Source organism: Fibrella rubiginis (assembly GCF_017353185.1).
In the GTDB taxonomy this organism is placed as follows: domain Bacteria; phylum Bacteroidota; class Bacteroidia; order Cytophagales; family Spirosomataceae; genus Fibrella; species Fibrella rubiginis.
Genome location: NZ_JAFMYV010000019.1, coordinates 49834 through 69539, shown reverse-complemented (window position 1 = coordinate 69539; position 19706 = coordinate 49834). Strand labels below are relative to the sequence as shown.

Sequence of the window (19706 nt, the reverse complement as noted above, 5' to 3'; positions counted from 1 at the left end):
GTATCATCTAAAAGTAAACTTGCGTCAGCTCACTTAGCATTAACCATTTGTCACTTATCTCTCAACTCTCCTCCCGCAAACAGCAGGTCCAGTATGCTCAGGTTTGGTACAAATTCGGGTCCAAAATTTTGCTGATAGGGCTTTGGGGGGCCAAACAAAGCCATTTCAGCCCTCTGGGCGGGCAAGACTTTCGACCGGGCGTCAAATAGGCCGGGTTGGGGTCCTTTTACGTAGCATTCTGTCAGGTTAACGGGTGTCTTAAGCCGTAACCACGTCCGACAGAATGTCAGCAGTGTCCAGTTCAGGTCAAACAGCAACGGGTAACGCCGGGTCAGAATAGCCTCAATTTCGGGCATTACATACTCGAAATAGGGGGATTTTGCGTAGGCAGCTTGCAAACAGCGCAAATGCCGGTCAATCCAGTGCTGTGCGTAATCAATCTGCACCTCGCGGATGGGCGGTTTCCGCGTCCCTTCGCGTACCGGTACCGTCAGCGTGTCGACACCATTGGCCGTTAGTACGTAGCAACGGTTTCGGTAGCTCTGTTTCTGGTAGTTTTCGTGCGCCTCGATCCACACCTCGCTGGCCTGAGCCATACCCCGAAAAACGGCAATGCAGGGCAGATAATGTAGTTCGATCAATAGCGGTTGCGAGGCGTCTGTTGGCAAGGGGTTTAGCGTGGGTTCATTTTCCAAGTAACGAAATATTTGTATCCAATCAAGTAGACTGATCTCTTTTTAATCCATACGGTTGTGTTAGTAGTACGATTTTAAGATTGTGCTGGATTTGTGCCTCCTGCGATTTTGGATAAACTGCTGTAGCCAAATGGGCTTGCATCCGTACTTTTGAGCCATTCGTCAATCACATACTATATGACTCTGCGCGCGCTACTGCTGCTTTTTAGTACTGCTCTCTCCCTGCCCTTACTCGCCCAAACTCCTGCTGATTCAGCATTTGTTCGCGCCAATTATATTAAACTGGATCGGCAGATTACCATGCGCGATGGCGTTAAACTTTATACGCTAATTTACGTACCAAAGGATGCGTCGACTAATCGTAGTGGCGGGCCGCGTTACCCGTTTTTAATGGAACGGACGCCCTACTCGGCGGGCCCTTATGGCGAGACGAAGTATCCCAAACGCGGCCCCGGCCCGTCGAGCGAGCTGTCGCAGGAGAAGTACATTTTCGTCTTTCAGGACGTGCGGGGACGCTACATGAGCGAAGGCAACTTCGAGGAAATGACGCCCCACGTCAGCGGTGTGAATGGGTCGATGGAAGAGTTAAAGCGGAAATACACAAAAAGAAGTGGCTACTTCCCCGATACCACTACCAGAACACAGCGAAACCTGAAAAACTTAAGCCCGGTTGGCCCTGTCGACGAAAGTACCGATACCTACGACACCATTGAATGGCTGCTCAAAAACATACCGAACAACAACGGACGCGTAGGCATCATGGGCATTTCCTATCCCGGTTTCTACGCCTCGGCGGCCCTGCCCAACGCCCACCCGGCTATTAAAGCAGTCTCGCCGCAAGCCCCCGTTACCGATGAATTTGCAGGCGACGATGCCCGCCATAACGGCGCGTTTTTTCTGCTCGACAATTTCTCGTTCATGAATTATTTCGACGCTCCCCGCACCGGCCCGGTGACCGACTATCCGGAACTATTTACCGTCGACGCTGCCGACATGTATCAGTTTCTCCTGAACCTCGGCCCTATCAAAAACGCCAACGGCCCGGCTTATTTCAACAACAAGGGCAAAATCTGGAACGAGTATCTGGCCCACGACACCTACGATGGCTACTGGAAGGCCCGCAACATCCGCCCACACCTGAACATGGTCCGGCCCGGCAGCACGCCCCCGGCAACGCTCGTGGTGGGTGGCTGGTATGATGCCGAAGATCTGTTTGGTGCACTGAACACCTACGCTACCCTGGAAAAAAGGGCAGGCAACCAGAATCAACTTGTGATGGGTCCGTGGACACACGGGGCCTGGGCAGGACGTGATTTCAGCAAGTTCGGCGATTTTCAATTCGGGCAAAATACCGCCAAAAGCTATCGTGACTCAGTGGAAACGCCGTTTTTCAATTTTTACCTGAAAGACAAAGGCCATCACAACACTGCCGAAGCCCGCGTGTTCGATACCGGTACCAACCAGTGGCGCACGTTTGCGCAGTGGCCACCACAAAACGTGACTGAGCAAGCCATGTACCTTAGTGCCAACGGCCAACTAACTAACACACCCCCCTCTGCCCCTACCCGCTACGAATACGTGAGCGATCCCGCCAAGCCTGTACCGTATACCGACGGCACCTGGTCACGGCGAAACAATGCATACATGATTGAGGATCAACGCTTTGCTGCCCGCCGCCCAGACGTGCTCGTGTTCCAAACCGAACCGCTGTCGGCTGATATGACCCTGGCCGGTCCTATCTCTGTTGATCTGCGCGTAGCGGTCAGTAGCACCGACGCTGATTTTATTGTAAAACTCATCGACGTCCTGCCCGATACGGCCTCGAGCCCAAAACCAGTTATAGCCGGGGCAAAACCCGTTACCATGGCGGGCTATCAACGGCTGGTGCGGGCCGATGTGATGCGGGGGAAATTTAGAAACTCGCTCGAAAAACCGGAGGCGTTTGTGCCGGGCCAACCCACAACGGTGGCATTTACGTTGAATGATGCTTTGCACACATTCCGCAAGGGGCACCGGTTGATGATCCAGGTGCAGTCGTCGTGGTTTCCGCTGGTAGATCGCAACCCGCAAACATTTATGAACATCAGCGAGGCCAACGAAGCCGATTTTAACAAAGCGATCATCACACTCTTCGCCGATCCGGGTAACCCGTCGGCCATCCGGCTACGGATGCTACGATAAACTCAGACTTTATTTGGATGAAGACAAGCTTGCCAGTACTCTATAATGCACTTGATTTGCTTTTCAAGTCCGGCAAAATCGGGTGCTTTTCTGAAAAATCCTTGCACCATAGTGTCATATGCTTCCTGTACTAGTTGCGCATTGGAAGCGGTAGTTAAAAAAATAAATGGTATTGATTTTTTACGCAAATACTCATCCTCATTGATTTGTCTGCGCAACTCGATGCCATTCATAATTGGCATGTTTACATCACACAATATAATAAAAGGTTGTTCCTGCGTTGTTTGCAAATAAGTCAGGGCATCGAGACCATTACCAAACAACCTCAACTCATTTGGCAATTGTAATGATTTAAGTGATAGTTCAATCAGGTACTGATCATCTTCATCATCATCGACTAAAACAATGGGACCTTTCAACGACATGTTTTAAGTAAGCCAACGCAACATTATCCCATACGTCGGCTGATTAATTAAGCAACTGTTTTACTGACTTATTCTTTCTTATCGGTGTCATTTTCTGCGTTGACACCAACCGGTGAGGGCTTGCTATCGAGGTCTGTTTTGTGTTCGGTCTGCTCTTCTTGCTCGTCACCAGCAAGGGTGTTAGCAACCGGCCGCTCAAGTTCGTAGGTAGGTTGCGTTGTGGCCACTGCAGCATCACTTTCATGCATGTGGTCAACAGTTGTACGTTGTGCTTCTTCCTCAGCCTGTTGCTGGTAAAAGCGGCGCTGAAAAAACAAGATCAGACAAACGCCCACAAAAATGCAGGAGTCGGCAAAGTTGAAAATGGGCATTGAAAAGTACTGCCCACCCCAGATTGGTATCCAGCGGGGCAAAATGCCTTCCCAAAGATCAAAGAAGATAAAGTCGATTACCTGCCCGTGAAACCAGCGGGTAGGCGCACCAAAAGGGGCGTTGTTGAGGTAGACGCCGTAAAACGTACTGTCGATTACGTTGCCGATAGCACCCGCCAGAATCAGGGCCATGGCATAGAGCAGTCCGTTGGGCGCATTACGTTTGGCCAGATAAACCAGATACCAGCCAATACCCACCATGGCAAACATCCTGAACAGGCTCAGAAACAGTTTACCGTACTGGTGTTGCAATTCCATCCCAAACGCCATGCCGGGGTTCAGTACATACTGAAACTTCAGCCAATTGCCAATAATATTAATAGGCATGTACAAATGGCTTTGCATATAGTGCAAAATCCACAGTTTTGATGCCTGATCAATACCAATTAATAACAGGGCGACAAGGAAAAAGCGAATGGGATTCTTCATAGGGTACGTCCAATGTCCAAGGTCTAATGTGTAAAGTTGCTTCGCATACAAATCTGCGAGCGCGAAGCAACTTTACACATTAGACCTTGGACATTAGACTAATGTTTACAGCCTTTGCGGCGCTCCAGTTCACTTTTTACCAGCGTGAATTCGCGGCTACTTTGGCCAGCTATGGATTTATTTTCCTCAGCACGGCGGAATAAATACGGCATCACCGCCTCAACCGGACCATACGGTACATACTTGGCTACGTTATAACCTGCGTTCGCCAGGTTATACGATATATTATCGCTCATGCCCAGCAACTGTGCGAAGTAAATATGCCGGTCATTAGGAGCAATACCCATCTGTTTCATATGGGCCATCGTATACTGGCAGCTATACTCGTTATGCGTACCCAGGCAGATTGACACTACGTCGCGGTTGGCCAGGCAGAAGTCAATGGCGCGGTTGAAGTCGCGGTCGGTATCTTCTTTTGTAGCCTGGATCGGATCCTGGTATTCGTCTTCATGTGAACGAAGGCGTTCTTTTTCCAGGTAAGCCCCACGCACCAGCTTTGCACCCAGAAAATACCCCTTTTCACGAGCTACGTCAGCGGCTTTGGTGAGCTGGTCATACATCTCCCAGCGGTACATCTGGTACGTATTATAAACGATGCACTGCTCATGGTTGTAGCGGTCCATCATGGTGTAGGCCAGACAGTCGATGGTGTCCTGAATCCAGCTTTCTTCGGCATCGATAAAGATGCGCACGTTGCGGTCATGCGCCCGTTGGCAGAGGGTATCTACCCGGTTGCGGACCCGGTCAAAGGCGGCCTGTTGTTCGGTGGTCAGCACATCGCCACGCTGCACGGCTTCGAGCAGGTCAGTTTCGGCAACGCCGGTAATTTTAAAAACCGAGAACGGGATATCCTGTGATTCGCTGGCCCGTTCGATGGTGCGGAGAATTTCCAGTACCGTGTTGTCGAAACAGGCTTCGTTTTCTTCACCCTCGACGGAATAGTCAAGGATCGTGCCTACCTGGGCAACGTGAAGCGAGTTGATCGTTTTCTCACAATCGCGGATGGTTTCACCTCCACAGAACTGCTCGAAAATGGTGTTTTTAATGACACCCTTGATGGGTAGCTGCAGTTTCAGGGCCAGTTTCATGAAAAAAGTCCCTATTTTTACCAGCCATCCCTTGTTCATCAACGCAAAAAGCCAGTACGTTTTCCGTAGTTTAAAATCGGACTGGGCGGAGAAGGCAATCGACGTGTCCTCGAAAGATACCGGTTTGGCTGTGTTGAGTGGAACAGCAACCGGCTGGACGGAAGATGACATAAGATTACTTCGGTTCGACATAGTCAATGCGCCGTGGTGCGGTGCGTTAGCCATAAGGTCGTTAATGGGCCAATAAGCCAGCCCAAAGGTAAACGAAATTTAAGCACAAAAAGGTTTTACCATCACTCGCCTACGATTCCAACAGACTAATTATCGTACAAAATCGGAGTGAGAATCAGCCCTGTAGGTGGCTTATTCTCTTGCAAATATACCATAAATTTGTGGCCGCACTTCGTCCCCCGGTAACTCGTCTTTTTTCAACCAGAATACGCATAACCTCATGAAACCAGATTTAGCCGTAGCCCCACTCAATTCGTGGATACAGACAAACGGCAAGCCCCTGATCATTGCCGGCCCGTGCAGCGCCGAAACCGAAGAACAACTGTGCGAAACCGCCCGCCAACTGGCTGCGCTGGGTTCTGTCCACGCTATCCGGGCGGGGATTTGGAAACCACGTACCCGGCCTGGCAGCTTTGAAGGCATGGGTGAAGCCGCCCTTCCCTGGATTCAGCGAGCCAAAGCTGAAACAGGTTTGCCCTTCGCCGTGGAAGTAGCCACGCCGCAACACATTGAGCTGGCCCTGAAATATGGCGTCGATATTTTGTGGGTAGGTGCCCGCACTACGGTGAATCCCTTTAACGTACAGGAAATTGCCGACGCCCTGAAAGGCGTTGACGTACCCGTGCTGATCAAAAACCCCGTTAACCCCGACCTTGCGTTGTGGGTGGGCGCATTTGAACGGATCGCCGGGGCGGGTATCACCAAACTGGGTGCCATCCACCGGGGGTTCTCAACGGGCGAAGCCAGCAAATACCGCAATATTCCGATGTGGCAGATGGCGATTGAACTCCGTACGATGTTCCCCCAGCTACCCATTATCGGCGACCCCAGCCACATGGCGGGTAAGCGGGCCTACCTGAATGAACTGGCCCAGATGGCGATGGACCTCAACTACGACGGCCTGATCGTGGAGTCGCACATTGACCCCGATAAAGCCTGGAGTGATGCGGCTCAGCAACTGACCCCAGCAGCTTTCGGTGAGATGCTGGATCACCTGCAAATTCGCCAGCTCGAATCGCCCGACCGGGAGTTCCAGGGGGCGATGGAGCAAATTCGGGTGAAGATCGACAGCGTAGACCGGCAACTGGTCGAGATGCTCGCCGCCCGGATGTCGCTGGTTGAGAAAATGGCCGAATACAAGCGCGACAATAACGTGTCGATGTTCCAGCCCGACCGCTGGAAAGAGATTCTGGAAACGCGCAAGCAACTGGGCCTGAAACTAAACCTCTACCCCGAACTGGTGGAAGAGATCTACAAGATCATTCACATGGAATCTATCCGTAAGCAAACTGAAGTGATGAACAGCGCGCCGGTAGTTTAGAAAAAGGAGAAACGCAGGAAGGGAGTAAAGGAGGAAGGGGTGGCTGACGCAAGAGTATTTACATACGTGTCAGCCACCCCTTCCTCCTTTACTCCCTTCCTGCGTTTCTCCCTTCTATCTCACCTTTACCGAAAGAGTTGCCTGGTTGAAAGCGGCGAAGCAACCCAGACCGTTCTGGATGTTTGACGGAATGAGTACGGCCTCTGAAAAAGGATTATTGCCCGCATCAGCCTGCCTGCTGACGGCATCACGGTACTTATAAAACAGCGCATCGGTGGTGTTCAGCGTTAGGTATATGCTGAGTGCCCCAGCCTTATCGGCGGGATTAATATAAAAATTCTGCACCTCACCCCTTGCTGACGACAGTTGAACGCCATCGTTTCCTTCGTCGGTGAGGTAATTCGACTTATTGAAATACAACTGACTGGTTCGGGTATAGACCGAGTCTTTAATCGGCTTCCCCTGACTATTATATAGCGTACTGGTAGATCGGCTGATGTTGTAGCCCGTTACCTGGTAATAGTTTGGCTGGCCCACGGGGTCTTGCCAAAACAGGCGGGCGTAGAGCCGTAGCTGATAAAAGCCAGACCTCCCCGTTACCGGCTTGCGGACTGTATCTACTCGCACCTCGGCAGGAGCAACGGCCACCGGCACTGTGCATTGGGCCGTAATAGGCGCATAATTGGGAGCTGCCACGTTCAGTGTGTAGATCTTACCCGTCAGGATTGGCAATTGACCAGGCGAGATCCGGTACAGGAGATCTTTAGCGGAGTACAACAGGCGCACCGTCTTCGACCCGTCTGACAAGCTGACTGTGGCATTGGCGATGGTTTTCCGGTAAGCTGAACTGGTATCCGTCAAGCCAATGATTGCTCGCGGAGCCTCCACAACAACCGTGATTACCGTGTCCTGTGGTGATATATAGCAGTGGATGACCAGTTTAGCCGTGGCCGTGGGTACTTTGCCGGGATCTACTTCCTGCACCAGACTACTGCACCCCGTCAGGCTGAGCAGGCCACTGATGAATAAAAAAACATGAATCGGTTTCATCAGAACTTAAAGTTATAGCTGATGGATGGCACAATCGGAAAAACGGAATAGCGCTTTAGGGCGGTGCGTTGCGTAGGGGCGGCACCGTTAATGCCTGGTTGGGAAACGGTTTCGAGCTGGTAGAAAAACGGGTTGCGGCGGTTGTAGGCGTTATAAGCGCTAAACTCCCAGGTGCGTTCGTGCCGTTTCATTTTTTTGTGAAACTGGACGCTAACGTCAAAACGGTGGTAAGGCTCGGCCCGGAAGCTGTTTTTAGGACCATAATCATTTACCTGCCGCGGATAGCTAAACAGTTGCTGAACCAGTGGAATATTGTTCGGCCCGGCGTAGTAACTGGTGTAAACACTGCCATGCGTATAAGCGTTGTAGGTGCTGTTAGGCAGCGTAAGGGCCTGCCCCGTGCCATATACCCACGTACTCGACAGCGTAATTTTAGGGCTGAGTTCGTAAATACCTACTGCCGAAACATCGTGGCGACGGTCGTAGCGGGGGAAAAAGGGCTGGCCGTTGTTGAGGTCGGCAAACTGCCATTGGGTCCAAGAGAGGGTGTAACCCAGCCAGCCACTAAACCGCCCCACTTTCTTTTGCAGTAACACTTCACCGCCGTAACTCCAGCCTCGGCCCGCCGTCACGTTGTCTTCCCACTGCACTTTTTTGGCCGACGTAGGGTCATCTATCAATAGAAAACTAGCCCCTTCGCGGTAGTTAATAATATTGTCCATTTTCTTATAATAACCCTCTGCCGTTAGGGTAAAGCCCGTGGAGGCGAAATCCTTGGCTATCCCAATAGCTACCTGTTGCGACTGCTGCGGCTTCACCCGGTCGGTGGTAGGTACCCACAGATCGGTGGGCAGGCCAATACCTGTGTTGCTTAGCAAGTGAACATACTGATTCATCAAGGCATACGACGCCTTTACTGATAGGTCAGGGCGAATCATGTAGGCAGCGGAGAGGCGCGGTTCGGGCCGGACGTAAGTGACGTTGTTGCCCGAAAACGTGCTCAAGCGCAGACCACCGTTGACCCGAGCATGGACGTTGGGTTTCCAGGTGTCTTCGGCATAAACACCCGATTCTACAACGTCGATTTTGTCTACTTCGAGCCGATTGTCGTTCAGTCCGGTGTTCTTCACCACAATAGCACTGGGCGTAAACCGGTGGGCGGTGGCCTGCACACCTACCCGCAGCGAATGCCGCGGATTAGGGTAGATGTCGAGGTCATATTTAAGCCCAACGTCCTGGATACCCGACGTGTAGTTCAGATTAAACTCATCCGTTCGGTCTTTATAAACGTCAATCTGTTTAGACGTTATGGTGAAGTCGTAGTTGCTGAAAATAAGCGACGCATTACCAAATACTTTGTCTGAGAAGAGGTGATTCCAGCGAAGGGTGCCCGTGGCATTACCCCAGCCAATGCCAATGTCGTTGCTGCCGTTAGCCGATTTGTCCTTCGCATAGAATCGGTCGCGCCCGAAATAGCCGCTCAGGTAGAGCTTGTCTTTTGTGGTTAGCTCGGTGTTTAGTTTGGCGTTGAGGTCATAGAAGTAATAACCCGCCGAGGTGTTACCACCGCTCTGCGAGGCAATGATTGGCGCGGCCAGCACGTCGAGGTAAGTACGTCGCCCGGAGATGAGAAAGGAGGTTGACCCCGGTCCGGATTTCTTTTTGCCCAACGGCCCCTCCAGCGTCAACCGGCTGGATATGAGGCCGATACCCCCCTCACCGTGTAGCTTCTCCTTATTGCCGTCTTTCATGTTTAGGTCAATAACCGAGGAAAGCCGCCCGCCAAACCGCGCTGGGAAACCGCCTTTGGTCAACTCCACACTTTTAAGCGCGTCGCCGTTGAAAACCGAGAAGAAGCCGAACAGGTGCGAGGCGTTGTAGACCACGGCATCGTCGAGCACGATCAGGTTTTGATCTGGCCCACCACCGCGCACGTAGATACCGCTTTGCCCTTCCGAGCCTTTCTGCACACCCGGCATGAGCTGGAGCACCTTGAGCACGTCCTTTTCGCCCAGCAGCGCCGGAATCTTTTTGATCTGCGAAATCGGCACATCGATCTGGCTCATCTGCGGGCTGTCGCTCACCTTCTCGTCGGCCCGCGACGACCGCACGATTACCTCGTTCAGCAATTTACCCGACCGCAGCAATACGTTGACCGTCTGACTTTTCTGGCCCGAAAAGGTCTGTTCCTGCGTGTCGTAGCCCACAATTGAATACACCAGTCGGAGACTATCCTGCACAGGTAGGGTAATCGAATAGAAGCCGTAGGTATTGGTTGTGGTACCAAGCCGCGACCGGTCAGTTGCCAGGCCAGACCGATAGACGTTGACCCCGATGAGCGCTTCCTGCGATCCTGCCTCACGGACGTAGCCACTGATGGTGATAGTGGGTAGCCCACTGGTTGCTTTCAACTGGCCAAAGGCCGCCTGTACACTAAGCCACCCCAGCAGGAACAGCCGTAAAAAATGGTTCATAAACGCGCTTTGAGCAAAGAGTACGAAAGTAACTATAAGGTTGGAAGGGGCGCGCAAAAGCGATCATTTAGTGAGTGTGGGTTGATGTAGGTTGGCTTCGCCCTCTGGTGTGGCGTTCCGGTGTGGCTTCGCGCGTCGGGCCCTTCGACAGGCTCAGGGTGACAGGAAACTAGAATCAAGTATCTGAACTGTATTAGATGGGCTGTCACCCTGAGCCTGTCGAAGGGCTTACAGCGCGAAGCCACACCGGAACGCCACACCAGAGGGCGAAGCCAACCCCACACCAACCCACCTAAAACCACGTTTGCGACATTTTACAACTGCACAGCCACCCGCTGACAATAAATCGTACATCGTAAATCGTACATCGTACATCCCCGCTTTACCTTTGCCACCGATATGCTTACGACCCACAACCTGACGTTTTCGTATTCGCCCACGAAGCATTTTCAGTTTCCCGACATCGCCTGCGCCAACCGGGAGGCCCTGCTTATTTTGGGGCAGTCGGGTACGGGCAAGACTACGTTACTGCACTTGCTGGCCCTGTTGCTGACGCCCACGGCGGGGTCGGTGACGATCAACGAAACGGACCTGACTACGCTCAACGCCGCCCAAACCGCCGCCTTTCGCGCCGCTAACATGGGCATAGTATACCAGAAACCGCACTTCGTCAGCTCATTGTCGGTGATGGATAACCTTTTGCTGGCCAATTATTTAGCCAATAAGACAGAAGCCAGAGACCGCGCCCGGCAGTTGGCATCACAGCTGGGTTTTGCCGACCAGTTGGGTAAGCGGCCCAACCAGATGAGTCAGGGCGAACAGCAGCGCGTGAGTATTGCCCGCGCCGTGATGAACCAGCCTGCGCTGATCCTCGCCGACGAACCCACGTCGAGCCTCGATGATGAAAACGCGACGCGGGTGATCGGGTTGTTACGCCAGCAGTCTGAACAGATTGGGGCGAGTTTGGTGGTGGTCACGCACGATCAGCGCCTGAAAGATGCCTTCCAGAATCGCGTTAGTTTAGAAAAATAGCCCACCAATGCGCAAAACACTACTCTTATTACTCCTGCTTCCGGTTCTGGCCGTTGGTCAAAACCGGAAGAAGAAAGATTACCTCGTCACGCTCAGCACCGGTTTTGGGCAAATGCGGTTTGTGCTCCACGACCAGACGCCAAAGCACAAAGCCAACTTCATCCGCCTCGTCGACAGCAGTTATTATGACGGACTGCTGTTTCACCGGATCATCGAGAAGTTCATGATTCAGGGCGGCGATCCCGACTCGCGGACGGCAGTGGCGGGGCAGGAACTGGGCAACGGCGACATTGGCTACCTGGTACCCGCCGAATTTGTGCCCACGCTTTTCCACAAAAAAGGGGCTATTGGCGCTGCCCGCGACGACCGCCCCGACAAGGCATCGAGCGCCGTGCAGTTCTACATCGTGCAGGGCCGGATATGGAACGACACCGATCTGCAAAAACAGATTGACCGGGGCCTGGCGCGCGGAGCCAAACACGACTTCACCAACGACCAAAGGCAGGTCTACAAAACGGTTGGCGGCACCCCCCACCTGGATGGCAACTACACCGTTTTCGGACAGGTGATTGATGGGTTAGCCGTGATCGACAGCATTGCTAAACAGCCCCGAAACGCCAAAGACCGCCCCCTTGCCGACATCAAAATGACAATGAAAGGCGAGTGGGTGAAGAAGAAGAAAATCACGAAACAGTACGGATATGTTTATTAGTCGCTAGTGGTGTGAATGGAATCGGCTTCGCGGTCTGGTGTGGCTTCGCGCGTCGTGCCCTTCGACAGGCTCAGGGTGACAGCCCATCTTGATGCAGTTCAGTAAATCCGGTTCTAGTTTCCTGTCACCCTGAGCCTGTCGAAGGGCACGACGCGCGAAGCCACACCAGACCGCGAAGCCGATTCCATTCACACCACTAGCGACTCCCCTTTTTATGAAAATTCTCATTACCGGTGCTAATGGCCTGCTAGGCCAGAAATTGGTTGGGCTGTTATCGCAACAGGCTGATGTTGAACTGATTGCTACGGCTCGTGGTGCCAACCGACTGCCCTCGCAGGAGGGTTATGAGTACCGGGCTATGGATATAACCAACCGGCAGCAGGTGCTCGACGTGATCACCGATGTACGGCCCGACGCCGTCATCCACGGTGCGGCCATGACCGATGTCGACAAGTGCGAACTGGACAAAGAGGCCTGCTGGACGCAAAACGTCACCGCTACGGAGTCTATCGTGGCGGCGTGCGAAGCTACCGGTGCGTTCCTTTGCCACGTCTCCACCGACTTTATTTTCGACGGCACCGCCGGACCATACACCGAAGAAGCCGAGGGTAACCCCATTAGTTTCTACGGCTGGAGCAAATATGCCGCCGAACGGGTGGTGATGAGTTCATCTCTGAAATGGGCCATTGCCCGAACGGTGCTGGTGTATGGCATCGCCCACGACATGAGCCGCAGTAACATCATTCTGTGGGTGAAAAAATCGCTGGAAGACGGTAAGACGATCAAGGTCGTGACAGACCAGTTCCGCAGCCCGACATTGGCCGAAGACCTGGCGATGGGGTGCGCGCTGATTGCCCAAAAACAGGCCACGGGCATCTTCAATATTTCGGGAAAAGACGTGCTGACACCCCACGAGATGGCGATCCAGACCGCCGACTATTTCGGCCTCGACAAATCGCTGATCACCGAAGCCACCGCCGCCACCTTCACCCAAACCGCCCGCCGTCCACCCCGCACCGGCTTCATCATCGACAAAGCGCAGCGCGAACTGGGTTACGAACCACACAGCTTTTCGGAAGGCATTGCCGTCCTGGCCGGGCAATTAGCCAAGTAGTACCAGATTCGGTCCGTTGGGGACGCAACAGCATAACGCTGGTTGAGATCTGGTCTTAATAGATGCTTTTGGTTGTTGCGTCCCTACGGGACACTGAATGGAAAACCGGGGGCGTTGTCTACCGACGCCGGCGGCAATTGTGTCCCTACGGGACGGGGCGATGGTGTTCTCCTCGCAATGATCTTGTAATCAACGTGTTACAAAAAAAGGAGATCGAGCGACTAGCCCGATCCCCTTCTAATTCGATTTATTCCTGTTTCAGAATCGCAATGTCAAACCCGCGCCCAGACCCTGTTGAGCCGGGACCAATTGCAGACTGGTACCCTCACCTGCCCGGTACCGGGCCGCCGCCGCCCGAAAACGGACCGTTGCCTTGTGGCTCAGCACCGCCGATGTGATGCCCAGCAGCAAACCGCCCCCCGCCAACGCCGCGCCCACTACCCGATCACCACCACGCTCGTTGCGGTTGTTCAGGTTATCATTTGGGTCGAATCCACGACCGAAGCGCCCACCCCGGTGCCCGTCGGCAGCCAGGGCAATACCCGTTCCCAGCAACGCCACCGCCGGAATGGCCGTAACCAGTGCCGCCACCCGCAGTTGCCGTCCACGCTGTAATGCCCGTAGGGCATCGGGTTGGCCCGCCATCAGCGAACGAACTTCGCCATAGGCCAGGCGTACCCCCTGCCCATCCACGAAATAATGGCTAAACAGGCCGCTATGGTACCGTAAGCCAACAAGGGCGGGTGCTGCTCCGCCAGGCATTGCCGGTGCTCGGTCGTTAAACCGGTCGAAACCGGGCCGTAGCCGCCCCTGCCGACGACCCAACGCGCGATTGGGTTGGTCCATCGGTGGTGCGTCCATCCGTGGGTTGCCCATGCGCGGTCCAATCATTGGTGGTTGAGGCTGAGCCGAGAGTACGTCTTTGGTGCCGTTGGCGTATTTGATCATGAACACCTCGCCCGCCGTTATCGTGTAGATAGGCCCATCGGGGTTGTCAGTGCGCTTGTATTTGATGTCGGCCTTGGAGACTTCCAGCACTTTGGCGGGTACCTCCTGCCCTGATTTCAGAATGATGTTGTCCTGCGCTTGGGCCACAACGGCCAGTAGCATGAGCAGGGAGGTGTAAATAAGCTTGTTCATAGGTAGCATGATAATTGTGAACGGGCCGCCCGCAGGCATTGGCTCCGTCAATCATTACGCACCTACACCCGATAACCGTTGCTACGATCTAAAATAAAGCGGCAGCATCGTGACAAAGCCAGTTGGTTTTTCCCAGAAGGGACTTTTCATGGCAACGGGTTTGTGCCATATGTCTCATTCATATAGCGCTCCAGCACGTCTGTTAATAAGCGTAGCGATTCCCTTTTATCCAGCTTATATCGTACGGCCACTCCCTTGCGCAACGCCTTATGAAGCAGCGACTCCGCGTATAAGTTTTTATTGGTGAAGTAATTAGCCGATTCTGTTATCAGGTCATCATAGCTCACATACGCTGCATTAGTCTGCCTCCGCGACCCAGAAGGCACACCAACCGGCCCTTGTGAACGACGGTTATGCCACAGCTTAGCTAACGTGGTAAACTCACTTCGGAAGCTGGGATCGGCGTATATTTCCTCCGCCAGTAACCGGTGTTTTGCCAGCAGATTCTGCACAGTTTCGTCCTGCGACAAATCAGCGTAGCGCCAGCTTGATGAATTGTCTTTGTTCAGGGCAAGTTGCCGTTGATAGGCCCGCTTGAACACGTGCAGCAACAACTTGATTGTCTGATTGTCCTCACCTGCCGAAATACGTGATAGGCCAGCCGTAAGATCCTCTTTGAACGTGTTGTAAGCAGGATCAGCAGGATCTAGTCCGCTGCTAACCATAGCCTGATCGCTGTCCTCGGCAACGGGCTTCTGCTGCGCAATCAATTCGTAGAACGTTCGCAGCCACCACCATCTCTCATGTTCACCCAACCCCGCAGCATGCTCCAGCACCACCTCAACCGGGTAGACACCCTGCCCAAACCGGTAAACCGCGATTTCCTCGTCTAAGCTCATAACTGTTTGGTTAAAAAGTTTTGCCAAAAACAGCGCTGTCCAAACCAAAGCATCAGCTAAGCCCGCACTACCATACCAACGAACAAGGTTGAATAACCCGAAAATTATGTTAAAATATTCATATCAAGCTGCTGAGGTGTAGGCTTTAGTAGTCGAAAGATATATAACATGCTAGCTTGCCAAATCAGCTGTTGAACAAATAAAAGACACACCTTTCTTTAGCAAGCCTTCGGCTAACTTTCGGTCTCCTGTCCAAAGACGTCCTTGTAAATGGATTGTCAAAGCAACGTAGTAAACATCACGCGGGTCGATGTCATCAACCAACAGGCGGGCTTTTTCCAGAATGTTGGTTGGTAATAATGATTCACTCAGAAATTCAATACGGTTCAAGATTCCTAGCAGATAGTCTAAAAAATCCGGTTCAGCCAAACCCGACAGCTTGACCAGCTTATCCTTATGCTTAAACAGTTCAACATACAAGAAGTGGCAGCTAACTAGCCTGTAGTGTTCGCTTGCTTCAAGAAGCGCAGTTGACACTTTACCTTGCTGAGTAATTAACGTACTCATTAGGACATTTGCATCAACGACAATGATTGGCTTCATTCTATCTGGCAGCCAACGTTAAGCAGTAGGTGGTGTAGACGATCCCTTGGTCTGTTGATTCCACCAGTTCTCCATTAATTCATCAGCCAGATGGTCTGCTTCCTGAGCCGTACCCTGCAGGCGACCTGCTAATTCGTTTAACCGAAGTGTACGAATGAGTCGTTCGATTTCATCAGCCGTGAACGCAGCGCGATCAAGTCGGATGACGTATTCTGTCGATGTTGTTTCTACTCGCATGGCCTTGCTTCACATTGCGTTTCACCCAATAGCAAAAAAGCACTTAACATTACTGCTAAGTGCCCTTTTCGTTGTTGTGGGAGTTGAGGGATTCGAACCCCCGACCCTCTGCTTGTAAGGCAGTGTTACCGTAGCAATAAGCCGTACCATTCATTACTTAAGATACCATCTAACTAGCTGATTTTCTGTATACAATTCATTGTCGTTCATTGTCATTATCACATCGTTTGTTATATTTGTTTAAACCATTACTTAAACCAGTTTAAACACTATGGCACGCACAAGCACAGACCACAAAGAGGGAAAGGCGACGGTGAAGACGGTCTATTACACCAGCAAAACCTTGGCCGACGGTAGTCACCCGTTTATGGTTCGCATATCGAAGAACCGTAAGCTAAAGTACATTGCTACGGGCCTGAGTCTTCACCCTAAATACTGGAACGAGGCGAAGAAAGAGATTCGCAAAAGCTACCCTGAACCTTACCGGGAACAGTTTATAATGAAGCTGGCCGAATGGGAACGCAAGTACGCCGATGCAGCAAACTCATTGGCCGGAGCCGACGAGCAGCACGACGCCAAAGCCGTTGCCGTGAAAGCCATCGAAGGGCGTAAGCAGGCCAGACGTGTTAAGCTACTTACCTACATAGATGAATTGGTAGCCGCTATGGTAACGGCTAAGCAGGTAGGCAACAGCACCGTTTACCGGGACCTCAGAAACCAGGTAGCGGACTTTCTTTGTCACGAGCAGGAATGCGAGGCCGACCCCTCAGACATCCCATTCGATGCTATCAACGTTGCTTTCTGTAATCGGCTGGAAACGTACCTACGCGGGCGGGGTAACACCGACACCACGTTATCAAATCGGTATCGCACGTTACGGGCTGTGCTCAACAAAGCCATTGCTGAGGGCGTAACTAAATCCGACCATTACCCCTTCGCCCGCAACGTGGCCGAACGGCACAAGTTCAGCGTAGGCAAGTTCGATACATCGACGGTGAAACGAGCCGTTAGCCGCGACGACATACGGCTAATCGAGAACTATCAGCCAGCGGGAACCGCTACCGGCAAATGGGCGGCCCAGCAAAACGACGCCCAGGTCGAACGGCTGAAACTGGCTAAGGAGGTGTTTCTATTCTCCTTCTATTGCGGGGGCATCAACTTTGTAGACCTCGCCGCTTTACGGTGGAAAAACGTTACGACGGACAGCGACGGAAACAGCCGCCTAAGCTACGTTCGACAGAAAACGGGGGGCAAGTTCGCTCTACGGTTGTTGGGGCCAGCCAAAGCCATTATTGATGCTTACCAACCTGAAACGGGCAACGGCGCTGAGAGTTACGTTTTTCCGATCCTGAACGCGACTACACATAAGAACGCGAACCAGATTAAGAACCGAACACACAAGATACTAGGCCAGGTCAACAGCGATCTTAAAACCATCGGTGAGCAGTGCGGTATCACTACCCCGCTAACCACCTATACCGCCCGCCACTCGTTCGCAACCAGTCTTAAGAAGTCCGGTGTAGCAACGGCGGTCATCAGTGAAATGATGGGCCACCAGACCGAAGCCGTTACCGCCGTATACCTGGATTCATTCGCCTCTGATACCGTCGATGCCGCCTATGACTTCCTACTCTGAACCCTTGCAGTAGTAGCGACTGTTCAGGCTCAAAAAAGCCCCCGACTCAACTACCACATCGAGCCGGGGGCAAATCAATAACAGCACCATGAATACAACAGATAGCCGGATTCTGTTCACCAGTACGGAATTTGACCAATTAGTAGACGTACTAAAAGAAGTAGGCAATTCTATTGTCAGTCGGGGGGACGAGTTTCTGCTACGCCAACCCAGCCTCTTAAATCCACACGACGCAAAAGTAAACCTATGGCCTCGTATGGAAAAAGTGCTCGCGCTACAGGAAAGGGCCTATACCGAGTTAGAGCGTAACGCACTGCACATGGCGCACTCTACCGACAGGCAGCGACTATTGTACACGAACCAGCTAAGCCTTTGGTTCGATAAATATATTGAGCAGGCAAAAGAAATCAATCAACGACTAGAAGGCTATCCTGTAGTACGTGAGGAAGTCTTACCAGCGGGTGCAGACTTTGAGGATATAGATTTTGATGGTATGCACATGGCGGCCTCTGAACCGTTACCACATGAAAGGGAATATGCTTTCTGGTTAGGCACTTCATACGAGTTCTTCTCTATTGACAAGTTGTATGAAAATGAAGTATTCAAGCAGAATGCAATAGCGTTTAGGCAGGTGAAAGGCTACTGGCTACAGTGGTGCTCGTTCTGCATTGGGCTTAGTGATCGAATCGAAGTCCTGAAACCATCAAGCCAAGTAAGTACGGAAACTACACAACCAACTCCCCTTACAAATGAGCAAACGCCTGTTCAAGCTGTAGCCGACACACGGCCAGCCAATGACGAGGCCGAGAGAAAGAAAGGGTGTGTGCGGTCAATACTTGCCCCATTGAGTGGTCTTAACCCGCAGAAACAGCCAATCATGAGTAGTGAAGATTTTGAGCGACTAATTAATTATGCTGACCACCTCGCGCTAGAAGACGTCATACCTGAAAACATCAAACCCATTACTCAAATAGACATCCCTACGGGGCATATTAGTAAGACTTTTCACAGGCTCCATAGTGAACTCTACGGTACACGTCGAATACATGATTCATTTATTGATTTCATTCGCGCCGTCTTTCTTAACAAGTACTCTGGGCAGGATCGCACAGTGACGAAAACCAATTTTTCAAAGAGAGGCCCTGCCTCTTACTTTAGAGATTTTGGCCTATCAGAATCTTGTTAGTAGTAGGCTATTGCCAATATTGCCACTGTATTGCCAATCCATTACCGCCTCTTTTTGCATCGGAATCAATCAACGATAACCAATGCAAAAAGAGGCTTTTTCATTCGACCAGTTGCCCGCAGCCATTTACGCTATAGGCCAGAAAATAGACCAGCTTTATGCCCTCATGGCAGCACAGCCTAGCCACGGCGTACCGGACGAGGTAGGAGGGGTAAAATTAGCCTGCACTGTAACCAGGCTTTCAGAGGCCCGCATTTATGCGCTTGTTGGGCAACGCAAAATACCACACTCGAAAAGAGGAAACCGGTTGACCTTTAATCGGTCGGAACTAGTCGCTTGGTTGAACGAAGGCAAACGGGCAACCACCAGCGAGGCATGAGCAGCAACGGCTTTCCATTGTTCGGATTAGATTTTGAGGCTGACAGCCTACCATTCGGCCCAGCCCAGCCTGACCCCGAAAACCGTAGAGACGCCCCCGTTCTGCTACTCGATATAGCCAACACAATACGCGGCAACGGCGGCCAGGTCTGGCACGTCGGTAAACTGACCGACAGCTCAGGCATGCTTTTCCGGGCCAACATTGGCCGCCGACAGTTTCGCGTGTTCGCCCCGATGCCAGGAGGGAAACAGCCACTAACCGCCCCGCAGGAGAAGGGCACCCCGGTTCATGTAGTCAGCACCTTGCCGGCCCTGCAAAACTGGTTAGCCTCGTTTGGCAATGACGGCATTTGACGTGTTCGAGTTGGCTATCGTAGCCCTCAT

The 19706-nt window shown here is 52.3% G+C and carries 18 protein-coding genes; 9 read left to right on the top strand and 9 right to left on the bottom strand.

Annotated features, from left to right (window positions below; all coding sequences use genetic code 11):
- Positions 1-50: 50 nt before the first annotated feature.
- Positions 51-695 (bottom strand): WbqC family protein, encoded by a 645-nt coding sequence (locus J2I47_RS25745; RefSeq protein ID WP_229374952.1) that lies wholly within the window; start codon positions 693-695, stop codon positions 51-53.
- Between the two features lie 177 nt (positions 696-872).
- On the opposite strand from J2I47_RS25745, the gene J2I47_RS25740 reads away from it, so the two are divergent.
- Positions 873-2876, top strand: coding sequence for a CocE/NonD family hydrolase (locus tag J2I47_RS25740; protein ID WP_207367501.1), 2004 nt, complete (start codon positions 873-875; stop codon positions 2874-2876).
- Positions 2877-2878: 2 nt separating this feature from the next.
- Here the strand turns inward: J2I47_RS25740 and J2I47_RS25735 are convergent, their stop codons facing one another.
- The 3 genes from J2I47_RS25735 to J2I47_RS25725 form a co-directional block, all read right to left on the bottom strand.
- Positions 2879-3301, bottom strand: a complete 423-nt coding sequence (locus J2I47_RS25735) for a response regulator (RefSeq protein ID WP_207367500.1) — start codon at positions 3299-3301, stop codon at positions 2879-2881.
- 68 nt (positions 3302-3369) lie between these two features.
- The gene (locus J2I47_RS25730; protein ID WP_207367499.1) at positions 3370-4161 is read right to left on the bottom strand and encodes a lipoprotein signal peptidase; all 792 of its coding nucleotides are present in this window, start codon (positions 4159-4161) and stop codon (positions 3370-3372) included.
- A 98-nt stretch (positions 4162-4259) separates the two neighbouring features.
- A complete protein-coding gene (locus J2I47_RS25725; protein WP_229374951.1) occupies positions 4260-5480 on the bottom strand; it encodes a proline dehydrogenase family protein in 1221 nt (406 codons plus the stop codon).
- A gap of 280 nt (positions 5481-5760) precedes the next feature.
- Here J2I47_RS25725 and J2I47_RS25720 point away from each other — a divergent pair, with 280 nt between their 5' ends.
- On the top strand, positions 5761-6861 hold the full coding sequence (locus tag J2I47_RS25720) for a chorismate mutase (RefSeq protein ID WP_207367498.1): 1101 nt from the start codon (positions 5761-5763) through the stop codon (positions 6859-6861).
- A 114-nt stretch (positions 6862-6975) separates the two neighbouring features.
- Here the strand turns inward: J2I47_RS25720 and J2I47_RS25715 are convergent, their stop codons facing one another.
- Positions 6976-7911, bottom strand: a complete 936-nt coding sequence (locus tag J2I47_RS25715) for a DUF4249 domain-containing protein (RefSeq protein WP_207367497.1) — start codon at positions 7909-7911, stop codon at positions 6976-6978.
- The gene (locus J2I47_RS25710) at positions 7911-10385 is read right to left on the bottom strand and encodes a TonB-dependent receptor (protein ID WP_207367496.1); all 2475 of its coding nucleotides are present in this window, start codon (positions 10383-10385) and stop codon (positions 7911-7913) included. Before J2I47_RS25710 ends, J2I47_RS25715 begins: the two co-directional genes overlap by 1 nt.
- Positions 10386-10784: 399 nt before the next feature.
- On the opposite strand from J2I47_RS25710, the gene J2I47_RS25705 reads away from it, so the two are divergent.
- From J2I47_RS25705 to J2I47_RS25695, 3 genes are all read left to right on the top strand, one after another.
- Positions 10785-11417, top strand: a complete 633-nt coding sequence (locus J2I47_RS25705; protein ID WP_207367495.1) for an ABC transporter ATP-binding protein — start codon at positions 10785-10787, stop codon at positions 11415-11417.
- Positions 11418-11424: 7 nt separating this feature from the next.
- The gene (locus J2I47_RS25700) at positions 11425-12129 is read left to right on the top strand and encodes a peptidylprolyl isomerase (protein ID WP_207367494.1); all 705 of its coding nucleotides are present in this window, start codon (positions 11425-11427) and stop codon (positions 12127-12129) included.
- A gap of 214 nt (positions 12130-12343) precedes the next feature.
- Positions 12344-13243, top strand: a complete 900-nt coding sequence (locus tag J2I47_RS25695) for an SDR family oxidoreductase (protein ID WP_207367493.1) — start codon at positions 12344-12346, stop codon at positions 13241-13243.
- 258 nt (positions 13244-13501) lie between these two features.
- Here the strand turns inward: J2I47_RS25695 and J2I47_RS25690 are convergent, their stop codons facing one another.
- The 3 genes from J2I47_RS25690 to J2I47_RS25680 form a co-directional block, all read right to left on the bottom strand.
- Positions 13502-14383 (bottom strand): hypothetical protein, encoded by an 882-nt coding sequence (locus J2I47_RS25690; protein WP_207367492.1) that lies wholly within the window; start codon positions 14381-14383, stop codon positions 13502-13504.
- A gap of 146 nt (positions 14384-14529) precedes the next feature.
- Positions 14530-15282: a DUF5958 family protein gene (locus tag J2I47_RS25685; protein ID WP_207367491.1), complete on the bottom strand. Its 753-nt coding sequence runs from the start codon at positions 15280-15282 to the stop codon at positions 14530-14532.
- A gap of 171 nt (positions 15283-15453) precedes the next feature.
- Positions 15454-15885, bottom strand: coding sequence for a PIN domain-containing protein (locus J2I47_RS25680; RefSeq protein WP_207367490.1), 432 nt, complete (start codon positions 15883-15885; stop codon positions 15454-15456).
- Positions 15886-16393: 508 nt separating this feature from the next.
- On the opposite strand from J2I47_RS25680, the gene J2I47_RS25675 reads away from it, so the two are divergent.
- From J2I47_RS25675 to J2I47_RS25660, 4 genes are all read left to right on the top strand, one after another.
- Positions 16394-17758 carry a site-specific integrase gene (locus J2I47_RS25675; RefSeq protein ID WP_207367489.1) on the top strand — a complete coding sequence of 455 codons (1365 nt, stop codon included), beginning with the start codon at positions 16394-16396 and terminating at the stop codon, positions 17756-17758.
- Positions 17759-17846: 88 nt separating this feature from the next.
- Positions 17847-18944: a hypothetical protein gene (locus J2I47_RS25670; protein WP_207367488.1), complete on the top strand. Its 1098-nt coding sequence runs from the start codon at positions 17847-17849 to the stop codon at positions 18942-18944.
- Positions 18945-19026: 82 nt separating this feature from the next.
- Entirely contained in the window at positions 19027-19323 is a 297-nt protein-coding gene (locus tag J2I47_RS27070; protein WP_207367487.1) for a helix-turn-helix domain-containing protein, read from the top strand.
- Positions 19320-19676, top strand: a complete 357-nt coding sequence (locus tag J2I47_RS25660; protein WP_207367486.1) for a hypothetical protein — start codon at positions 19320-19322, stop codon at positions 19674-19676. The genes J2I47_RS27070 and J2I47_RS25660 overlap by 4 nt, the downstream gene beginning before the upstream one ends.
- The last annotated feature ends 30 nt before the right edge of the window (positions 19677-19706 follow it).